The sequence below is a fragment of the Corallibacter sp. genome (genome assembly GCF_048381695.1).
GTDB lineage: Bacteria > Bacteroidota > Bacteroidia > Flavobacteriales > Flavobacteriaceae > Corallibacter > Corallibacter vietnamensis.
Map to the genome: position 1 here is coordinate 1 of NZ_JBLXHI010000021.1, position 9,657 is coordinate 9,657.

Genomic DNA, 9,657 nt, shown 5'->3' on the forward strand with positions numbered 1-9,657 from the left:
TACAATGTTTGGTGGGTGACCGAAAGTCGGCAATATTAATCACAACGTGTTATATCAACACAATAATAGTAATTTATCATGTAAATATTCGGGATAACAGCAGTTTTTTGTAATTGTTATCCTTTGTTTTGGATATGATATCTAAAGCTTTTTTATGGTAAGAAATTATTTTTTATATTGCATATGAATATTTGATTTGTAATATAAATCAGAGTACACAATATCGTACACGATTTTATAGCGGAATAGTAAAAAAAGGGCTTTTTTTGATAAAAATATCAAACTCATAACCCGAAGGTCACAGGTTCGAGTCCTGTTCCCGCTACTAAGTAGAATTGCTTAAAACAGACGGTTTAGTTCACGCTAAGCCGTTTTTTTTATGTCTAATTTGAACAGAATTCTTACATTTGAACACGAAAGTGAACACGATTTAGAACACAATCTCCCATTGAAGAATTTATTTTCCATACCAAAAATTTATACAGGCAAAGGTGATTTGAGCAAACGCTGGTATGTCTATTTTTCTTATCGCAATCCTAAAACAGGAAAATTGCAACGTATGCAAAATGTTTATGGAAAAGCGAATAAATATACCACTAAAGAAGATCGTCTTTTTGTATTAACGGTATATAAACGAACCTTACTCAAACTACTAAAAGAAGGATTTAATCCCTTTGAAGATAATACAGCCTTGTTAGCCAAACGAAAAGGCGATTTTAAACCATCTAAGGCATCACAATATTCAGGAGTTGATACTACTAAAGAAAAGGAAGCGAGTGTGCCTATTATGTCTATAAAGGAAGCCTTTGACTTTGGATTAAAGCTCAAAGAAAAGTTATTAAGCAAAACCACTAAGCGAGCCTATGAGAATAGAATCAAGAATTTTTTAAAATGGGTTGAAGATGTGCATCCAGAAATAAGCACGATAGATAAAGTTGATAGAAAACTTGTTACACAGTTTTTAAACCATGTACTTGTAAATACAAGTGCGCGAAACCGCAACAATTTTAGAGTTGATTTAAGTAGCTTAATACAAGTTTTGGAAGATAATGATATCGTGGCTACGAATTTCATGAAACGGATTCCAGTATTAAAAAGCATACCACAACGAAATAAAACGTATAGTAATGAAAAGCAAGAAGAAATCTATACATTTCTTGAAAAACAAGATGCCTTGTTACTGTTGTACATTAAATTTATCTCTTATAATTTTTTGAGACCTATCGAAGTTTGTCGATTAAAAGTAGGTGATATTGACCTAAAAAATAAGTTAATAAAGTTTAAAGCTAAAAACAGTCCTTTAAAAACAAAAATTATTCCAGATTTACTAATTAATGATTTGCCTGATCTATCTAAAATGGACAAGTCGTTATGTTTATTTACCCCAGAGCAGATAGGAGGCAAGTGGGAAACCGATGTAGATAATAAACGAGATTACTTTTCTAAGCGTTTTAAAAAAGTGGTTAAAGATCCTTTTGGACTTGGTAAAGATTATGGTTTATATAGTTTCAGACATACCTATATTACAAAACTGTACCGCGCTTTGGTAAAAGGTTCTTCACCGTTTGAAGCTAAAAGTAAACTTATGTTAATCACAGGTCATTCATCGATGTCAGCCCTTCAAAAATATCTTAGAGATATTGACGCGGAGTTACCCGAAGATTATTCAGAACACATAAAATAGAGCTATGGAGCTGGACAAATTATTTACCGAGCTATGGAAGAATCTATATAAATCTTTTGTGTTTTATATACCATCACGATTGTTGCCAGATTTAGAGCATAACAAGGCCTTAAATACAGTTGTTTTAATTGATAGCAAAGGGTTTGATAGCGAATTATTAAATGATGAGCCCTCTCATTATCAGATATTGGGTAAAGCGATGATTTTAAATGATAACATCTTTAAGCTTATCGATCAAAGTGAACGCTTACCAAAGCATAAGTTTGATTTTTTTTTAGAGAAGTATTTAGAACATGTCAATTTTGTATTATATGTATCGAATTGGATGGAAAATAATATAGAAATTGATATATCTGATTTAAGGGAAGAAACCAAAAAATCATTTAAATCACAGACCCAAGTTTTTTTAAAACATGTAGAAGATTTAAAATCACATATAATACTACCAAATAAATCATTAGAAAAGCAAAAGGTCAATGTTCTAAAATTTATAGAAAACGATTTAACGGATATAAAGAACGTTCTAAATTTAAATTCAGTAAAACCGAATGACTCTGTAGAGAATGTGGCAACTAAAACGTCAATAAAAAACAAAAATAAATTGCCTTTAATAACCGAAGAAGATGCTGAAGACTTTCTTTTAGAAACGGTCTTTCAGATTAGGAAAGGTTATATAAAAAAATGATATCCTTACTTTATATTATAAAAAATAATATTGAAAAAATTGAAATAGTGTATTGTAGATAAAGTCAGTAAGAAAATTAGAATATTAAGTTTTTTTATTCCTTTTTAGGTCTTTTGTTAATGTTGTTTTTTAGAAGAACAATTGGAAATTGTATTACTGTTTAAAATTGTTTATTAGAACGAACCTCTGTTGCTTCTTTTCAATAGTCTAAATAAAGCCATAAGGTTTAATTTTTTTAATATGTTTTTTAGTGTGGTTGAAGAAATAGATAGCTATTACTAAATAACACCTCTGCTGTATTATTATTGTGGAGGCGACGTTTTAGTCCCTATTTGTTTAAGAATAAAAACAATTTTAGTTCTTTATTATTTTATTTAGCGTAAAACAAACGTTTGTTTTACGCTAAATAAAATATTTTAGAGTATTATGAGGATTGATTAACCAAATTTCAATAAATCCATTACCTTTTTTATAGGATTGATTAAATTAATATGGAATCTATGAATTCAGGTTTTGTATAGGATTCTTAGTTAAAAAGATTCTCAATACTGTTTGATCATTTTGTGATTATTATACACGGTGTTGTACACGGTTTTTATTATTCAAATGTGTAGTCGATTTCTTTTACTCCGAAATCACTTGCTGTAATATTAAAAGTTTGAGTTTTAACTATTAGATTGTCAACATAAATATTCAGTTCGGCTGTATAATCTGTCCAACTTGTTCCTCCTCCAGTTGTAGCCGTGTAATTACCATTTTCAAGATAAGTCATTTTTAAATAAGTTCCATTATTCACTTCAGTTTGAGTATATGAAAAAGTGTATGGTAAATTATCCGCATTATCAATTTGAGTATCATTATTTATTGTTCTATTAATTATTGCTTCAGAATTTCTTGATGCAATTACTTCAAATTTAATATTCACTGTTTTTGGATATTCACTGCCATTTGAACTGTTATCATCAGATGAACAAGAGTTGAAAGTAAGGCTTGAAATTACAAATACTAATAATAAGATTTTCTTCATGTCGTTTAATTTGTTTTTAAGTTTATATTTCGATTAAATTGTGTACAACGGTTTAGTATATGGAAAGTTGCGGGTTTGCGTGCGAGGAATTTCCGAAGGAAATTCAGACGTAGCAAACTTGCAACGACCTTTGATTTAGCCCAAAACCAGCAATTTTTTATATACGGTGTTAGGCATTGTATTTTTCATTCAATCTTTCACTTAATTTCTCAATTTTCTCCATTTTTGCTAATGAAGCTATCCAATATTCAGGGATTTCTTTATAACCATAGTAAATTCCAGCAAGTCCACCTGTAATTGCTCCTGTAGTGTCAGTGTCATGCCCAAAGTTTATAGCTTTGAGAACAGCTGATTCATAAGTTTCAGTTTTCAAAAAACACCACAAACTTGCTTCTAGGCTCTCAATTACATATCCGCCCGAAAGAATAGTTTCCTTTGGAAATTGACAAATGTCATTTTGAATTACTCTACTAAAATGTTTCCTTTCAATCTCCGCAAAATTCATTTTATCCCAAAATTCTTTAATTTCACTTCTAGTCAATTTATAAGCCTCTTTTTTATCAATCCCATTAATTAAATGTTCAGAAAATTTCAAATAAATGAGACAACTCATAGCTGAACGAATGTGTCCGTGTGTTAATGCAGAGTTTTTCCATATTATTTCAAATTGATTGGTTATGCTTTTATCTTTTATTTCAAATATTAAAGGTAAAATTCTCATCAATGAACCATTACCATTGTCATATTCATCAGATTCATATTTTAGTAAATCTAAATCGTCAAAAGATTTATCTGCTATAATTTTTTCAAGTTTTGTAATAGCTTTAGCCGTTGTCATTCCAATATCAAACACATTACCTCTAGCTGTCCAATAAGCTTCTTTCTTCCATTTAATAAAATTTTCAGCCGTACTTTTTAATGAGTATCCATTAATTAAACTTTCAGCTAAACAAAATGTTAGAGAACTATCATCTGACCAAGTTCCTGGTGGTTGATTATGGCTCATATAACCAACAATATCTTTGGCTGGGTTTTTCATCATTTGTTCTCTTGATGAAAATTCATAAGGAACACCTATAGCGTCTCCAATTGCAATTCCAAATAATATGTCTTTCGGTTTGTTCTTCATTTTATATAATGCCTAACGTGTTTGTATATGGTTTGTTGCGTGTTTTAAGCACCTAATTTAGCAAATAAAAACCGAATAGAAAATCCGAGAGGATTTTCGTAAGTAGGCTAGAACTAGCAATAAATTATATACGGTGTTGTAGTTAGTTATTTTTATATTCTTCTTTCATTTCGTTTCCAATTCTTTTAGCAGATTCGGATTGTTTGTCTTTATTCCAAACATATATATCCTTTTCAAAATACTTATAATGTTCTGATATTGTAAAAGTGTGCAAACTATCGTTGTCTATTGTTCTGTTTAAAATTTGTTCTCGAATTTTACCTTGAATTTTTAATTTACCTGTCTTATATGCATAAATTCCAAAAAATGGTGTTAAATTTCCATCACCAAAAGTATCTTTTTGAATTTTTGATTCCGAATATTTATTGTCCATTATTACAGAAATTAAGTTTCCTTCATTGCCATAATTATTAGTTACATAATTTTTTATTCGAGCAAGATTTTTCCCAACTCTTAATGTGTCTGGAATATCTAATTTAAAGTAGGTACTTGGTTTAGTTTTTATTCCACCTTTTTTGTCGAAATAATAGGATTGATTTTTATAGGAACTATCTCTTAAAATTAACCATTCCGATTTTTCAGTCAATTTTCCATTTTTATCAAAATATGTCCACCAACCAATAGATAAATTATTTTTTACAAGTCCTTTTTCCTTTACAAGTCCATTTTCGTAATAGTAAAATAAAGTGTCAGCTGGCTCTCCATTTTTAAAATAAGACATTGATTTTAAATTTCCATTTGGATAATATTCTCCACCATAGCCAGTAAATGTTGAATCGGTTTTTGAATCATCAAATTCCACTTTTACCATTTGTCCGTTATATTCTTGATAAACATCTTTTTTTTCTGTTTTACAACTCAGGAATACTAATGTTACTAATATGTACGAAAGTTTCTTCATAATTAACTACAACGGTTTTGTGTATGATTTCGTTGCGTGGTTTAGGAACTAAAGTTAGCAAATAAATCACAGATAGAAAGTCCGCGAGGACTTTCGTAAGTAGGCTATAACTAGCAATGAATTATACACGGTGTTGTGGTGTCGTTTTTTATTCGGTTAATAATTGTGTTCAATTCGGTTTGCATAAAAATCATTAGTTTTTTTAAGCAAGTCAAAAACTCCGCTTTCTTTTAAATTCTCTACAACTTTGTCCATTGACTTAGCATAATCAGAAGTCAACTGAAAATCTTCGTCTTCGTGATAATGTTCATTATATTCCTCCATATCAAATCCTGAATTTTCGTCAAATTCCGTAAAACCTTGATATTCCCAATCTCCAGTATTTTCTTTTAAGTCCGCAATAAGTTCGTCAGTATCATATCCGCCAAATTTTTCTCTGTAATACTTTAACGTTTTTTGGAATTCTTCTTCCGAATTCAAGCATAAAAGGTTTGCATCAATTGAGAATCCGTAAAACGTTTCATTCGGATGTTCTTTAGCGAATTCAGATATTTTTTTAATCGCAAATTGAGTTAGTTTTTCCGTGTCAAATTTGCTTTTGGATTCACTCATTCTATTCGGTTTAGTTAGATTGAAATTTACCGTAAATAAGGTTATTAAAAGGATTATAAATTTATTCACAATGTTCGTCTTAAATGCACCACAACGTTTATGTATAAGATTAGTTGCGGTTTTGTGTGCGAGGATTTTCCGAAGGAAAATCAGACGTAACAAAAGTGCAACTACCTTTGTTTAAGCCTAAAATAGCAATTAATTTTATACTGTGTTGGGTACAGTTATTTTTATCGGTTTAATATTTTCATAAGGTTCTTTTTCGTTCGCAAATTGTAAATTGTCAAAAGCGATTGCAGATTTGCCTTTTTCTATTTCGGTATTAATTAAATTTTCCAAAAACTCAATTCCCATTGCATCTACTCCGTAATAATCCAAAAGAATAGAATCATTTTTATCAAAATGCGCTTTTATAATTAGAGCTTTTTTGTTTTTAAAACTTAAATATTCAAATTTCTCATTTAATGTAATTCCGATTTCTTCTGCTATTCTTTTTGCGGTCAGTTTGTCAATCCGCATTTTATTAATCAGATATTTATTTACAGTCAAAGGACTTAAAAATTCCGCAACAGTATTTTGTCGGTAGTTTTTTGCCCAAGGAAAATCAGTTTTTTGATTTTGGAACTTTTTTATTAACTCGATAGTCAAGTCAAAACCTAAAGGCAAGTTTTCAAGATTAAAATTCGGAATATAAATTCGGATTAGATTTCCGCTTTTTAATTCAAATTCAGGCACAGAAATTCCGTTTATCTCAAACTCTTTGTTATGGAAAATGCTGTTCGTCATAATTGTACCCAACGTGTTTGTGTATGGTTAGTTGCGTGGTTAAGCAACTAAGTTAGCAAACTAATCACAGATAGAAAATTCCAGCGGAATTTTCGTAAGTAAGCCTTTACTAGCAATAAATTATACACATTGTTAGCCACTGGTTTTTATATCAAATAGATTGCTAATTGGAATTGTCTTGGTATGTAAGCCAAAAATAATCAGTTCCAGAATCTTCAGAGAAATTATAATTCAAATTAATTGTCATATCATTTGGTACTACCCACTGTCTTGTTTCTGTTTCTGAAGGTCCAGGTTCTGGTATAAGTGTATAACTTCCATATCTTGAATTATAGAAATCAGTTAAAAATTCCAAGTTTTGCATATTTTCATTAATCAAAATGTAAGCGTAACTAAATACAGCTTCTTCATGGTCAAACGAATAATAAAATTTAATTTCTCTTGAAATCTCCCCTGGATAGTTTAATTCATAAACCAATTCTTCGTCATCACCACCAAAAGGGGTATTGTCTACAATAATATTGTGTTCCAAAGGCTCTCCGTGGATAGAAATATATTCGGTTGAATTTATTCCAAATTGAGGTATTGGTTCTATAAAATCAGTTAATAGTTCGCTAGAATCAACAGATGATTCATCATCAGATGAGCAACTAAAAATAAATAGTGTAAATACTAATAAAATTAAAATTCTTGTCATTTTCTTTAAAGGTTTATTTTTTTCAACTTGTGGCTAACGTTTATGTATATGGAAAGTTGCGGTTTTGTGTGCGAGGAATTTCCGAAGGAAATTCAGACGTAACAAAAGAGCAACGACCTTTAAGTTTAGCCTAAAACAGCAATTTTTTATATACTGTGTTAGCTACAGTTTTTATTCTTTTTTTTGTTTCGGCTTTATTAATTTCATAAGTTCTTTCTTTTCGTAAGGCATTCTCATAGTTCTTCTATTACTAATAAATCCGTAATCATTCCACATTAATTCAGCTCCATCTTCAATGTCTTCGTAAATCGGTAACAATTCTCCAATTCCGACAAAAATCGATTCCATTTCGAGTTTGTCAGAGTTAATGAATTTATAATTCTTTTCCTTTCCGAGTTTTACTGCTTTGTCAAATGCTTTTTCAGGCGAGTCAGCTTTAATTAAGTGATGATTTCCCCAAGTTGTTACTCTTCGTAAATCTTGTTTTTCATTTCGTTCAACAGGTTCGCATTTTTCAATAATCTCAACGATAAACCAATTTCCATTTTTGTTCGATATTTTCTCTTGGGATTTCATTTTTTAATTCAGTTGCTTTAGATTTAGAGAATCACATTTTTTAGAAATCCACTTTTCCCATTTGTCAATATCAGCTTGTCTAACTATCATTTTTCCGATTAGATTGCCTAGGTCTTTATTCATTATCCCTGAAATAGATTCCAATACTTCTATGTTACGTGTAATCTCAATTACTAATCTTTCTTGATTATCAGGTTTGATGTAATTCTTGAGATATGTCAGACTTTCTTTAAATTCTGGATAACATTCATCTTTCTGTTTACAAGACAAAATACTCAATATTATTAGTATGACGATTGTTTTTTTCAAATTGTAGCTAACGGTTTGTGTATGGTTAGTGGCGGATTTAGAAGCATTTAACTTTTGGTTTAACACTTGGTTTATTAAATGCTAAACTCTTGAAATCCAACACAAAACCGCCATTAACTATACACGTTGTTGTACAGCGTTTTTATTATTCAATCGGTATGTAAAGGTCAACAATTGCCTTTCTTTCGGGATGCTCATTAAAGTTGTTATGATAAATCTCGAAAGGGTTTTTGTCAGCTTTTTTATATCCGTTTTCATTCATCCATAAAAATAGTCCCGTCCACGATTTCTCAAATTCATTCAGCCCAATTTCAAAACTACCTACAATAAATTTTCCTTTTTGAATTGAAGTTAGTCCAATTTCGCCATCCGCTTCAACTGTTTTATTTAGCAAAATCGAAGCACTCATTCTTACTTTGTTCGGTTCTGTAACTTTAAAACTGTCGTGATAAATCGTAACCATTTTAGTTTGTTCATTCATCAAACCTTGAGGTGTAGCCCATTTCATTAATTTTTGATAGGCAGATTCAAGATTTTGTGGTCCAATACTTGACACATACGCCAAATCCATTTTTGGCATTTCTTTAATTTCAATTTTTGCATTCATTTCTGTCCATTTTTTTAGATTATTAATGATGCAAATGTATTTTTCATAGTCAGGATATTCTTGTCCATTCTTGCTTTTAAGTTGACGAATCTTGCTAAATTTATTCGGATTTTGGTTTTTAAATTCAGTCGGGCTTACTCCAAAATACTTTTTAAATGCTCTGGAATAGGAAGAATTATCACTAAATCCATATTTATGTGCTATTTCAGTTGCTGTTATGTTTTTATGTAACAAATCAGATGCTGATTTTTCTATTCTTTTTCGTTTTACGTATTCATTTAGAGTTTCTTCTGTAACAAACTTGAAAACTCGATGAAAATGAAATGGTGAGAAAAAAGCAATTTCCGAAACTGCATTTAACGATAAGTCCGATTCCAAGTTTTGGTCAATAAACTCAAAAACTCGGTTAATTCGATTTTTGTAATCAGCTTGTATTTCTTTATCTGTTAATGTCATTTTGTATTATACTGAAATAGGTTGACTCTTTTTGGTTACTATTTAGATAGTTCAAAAGATTTTTTTTAGCCGTTTAGAAGGCAAAAAAATAGTTTGAACTAGGTCTGTTCTTAAATTGTTAGTTCAGG

11 protein-coding genes are annotated in these 9,657 nt (G+C 30.2%); 2 read left to right on the plus strand and 9 right to left on the minus strand.

Annotation, left to right across the window (positions count from 1 at the left end; all coding sequences use genetic code 11):
- Positions 1-379 precede the first annotated feature (379 nt).
- Together ACN5J3_RS13905 and ACN5J3_RS13910 are read left to right on the plus strand one after the other, a co-directional pair.
- Positions 380-1,684, plus strand: a complete 1,305-nt coding sequence (locus ACN5J3_RS13905) for a tyrosine-type recombinase/integrase (protein WP_215928820.1) — start codon at positions 380-382, stop codon at positions 1,682-1,684.
- 4 nt (positions 1,685-1,688) lie between these two features.
- Positions 1,689-2,369, plus strand: a complete 681-nt coding sequence (locus tag ACN5J3_RS13910; RefSeq protein WP_334467421.1) for a hypothetical protein — start codon at positions 1,689-1,691, stop codon at positions 2,367-2,369.
- A 598-nt stretch (positions 2,370-2,967) separates the two neighbouring features.
- On the opposite strand, the gene ACN5J3_RS13915 is transcribed toward ACN5J3_RS13910, so the two are convergent.
- From ACN5J3_RS13915 to ACN5J3_RS13955, 9 genes are all read right to left on the minus strand, one after another.
- Positions 2,968-3,396 (minus strand): hypothetical protein, encoded by a 429-nt coding sequence (locus tag ACN5J3_RS13915; RefSeq protein WP_334467420.1) that lies wholly within the window; start codon positions 3,394-3,396, stop codon positions 2,968-2,970.
- Positions 3,397-3,565: 169 nt separating this feature from the next.
- On the minus strand, positions 3,566-4,525 hold the full coding sequence (locus ACN5J3_RS13920) for an ADP-ribosylglycohydrolase family protein (protein WP_334471956.1): 960 nt from the start codon (positions 4,523-4,525) through the stop codon (positions 3,566-3,568).
- 142 nt (positions 4,526-4,667) lie between these two features.
- Positions 4,668-5,486, minus strand: coding sequence for a hypothetical protein (locus tag ACN5J3_RS13925; protein WP_334471974.1), 819 nt, complete (start codon positions 5,484-5,486; stop codon positions 4,668-4,670).
- A gap of 156 nt (positions 5,487-5,642) precedes the next feature.
- On the minus strand, positions 5,643-6,098 hold the full coding sequence (locus ACN5J3_RS13930) for a DUF4303 domain-containing protein (RefSeq protein ID WP_334471869.1): 456 nt from the start codon (positions 6,096-6,098) through the stop codon (positions 5,643-5,645).
- A 204-nt stretch (positions 6,099-6,302) separates the two neighbouring features.
- Positions 6,303-6,884, minus strand: a complete 582-nt coding sequence (locus tag ACN5J3_RS13935; protein WP_334471871.1) for a hypothetical protein — start codon at positions 6,882-6,884, stop codon at positions 6,303-6,305.
- Between the two features lie 163 nt (positions 6,885-7,047).
- Positions 7,048-7,581, minus strand: coding sequence for a hypothetical protein (locus ACN5J3_RS13940; RefSeq protein WP_334471873.1), 534 nt, complete (start codon positions 7,579-7,581; stop codon positions 7,048-7,050).
- A 171-nt stretch (positions 7,582-7,752) separates the two neighbouring features.
- A complete protein-coding gene (locus ACN5J3_RS13945) occupies positions 7,753-8,157 on the minus strand; it encodes a DUF4288 domain-containing protein (RefSeq protein WP_334471875.1) in 405 nt (134 codons plus the stop codon).
- Between the two features lie 3 nt (positions 8,158-8,160).
- Entirely contained in the window at positions 8,161-8,436 is a 276-nt protein-coding gene (locus ACN5J3_RS13950; protein WP_418512123.1) for a hypothetical protein, read from the minus strand.
- Positions 8,437-8,611: 175 nt separating this feature from the next.
- Positions 8,612-9,529, minus strand: coding sequence for an AraC family transcriptional regulator (locus tag ACN5J3_RS13955; RefSeq protein WP_299252918.1), 918 nt, complete (start codon positions 9,527-9,529; stop codon positions 8,612-8,614).
- Positions 9,530-9,657: the final 128 nt, after the last annotated feature.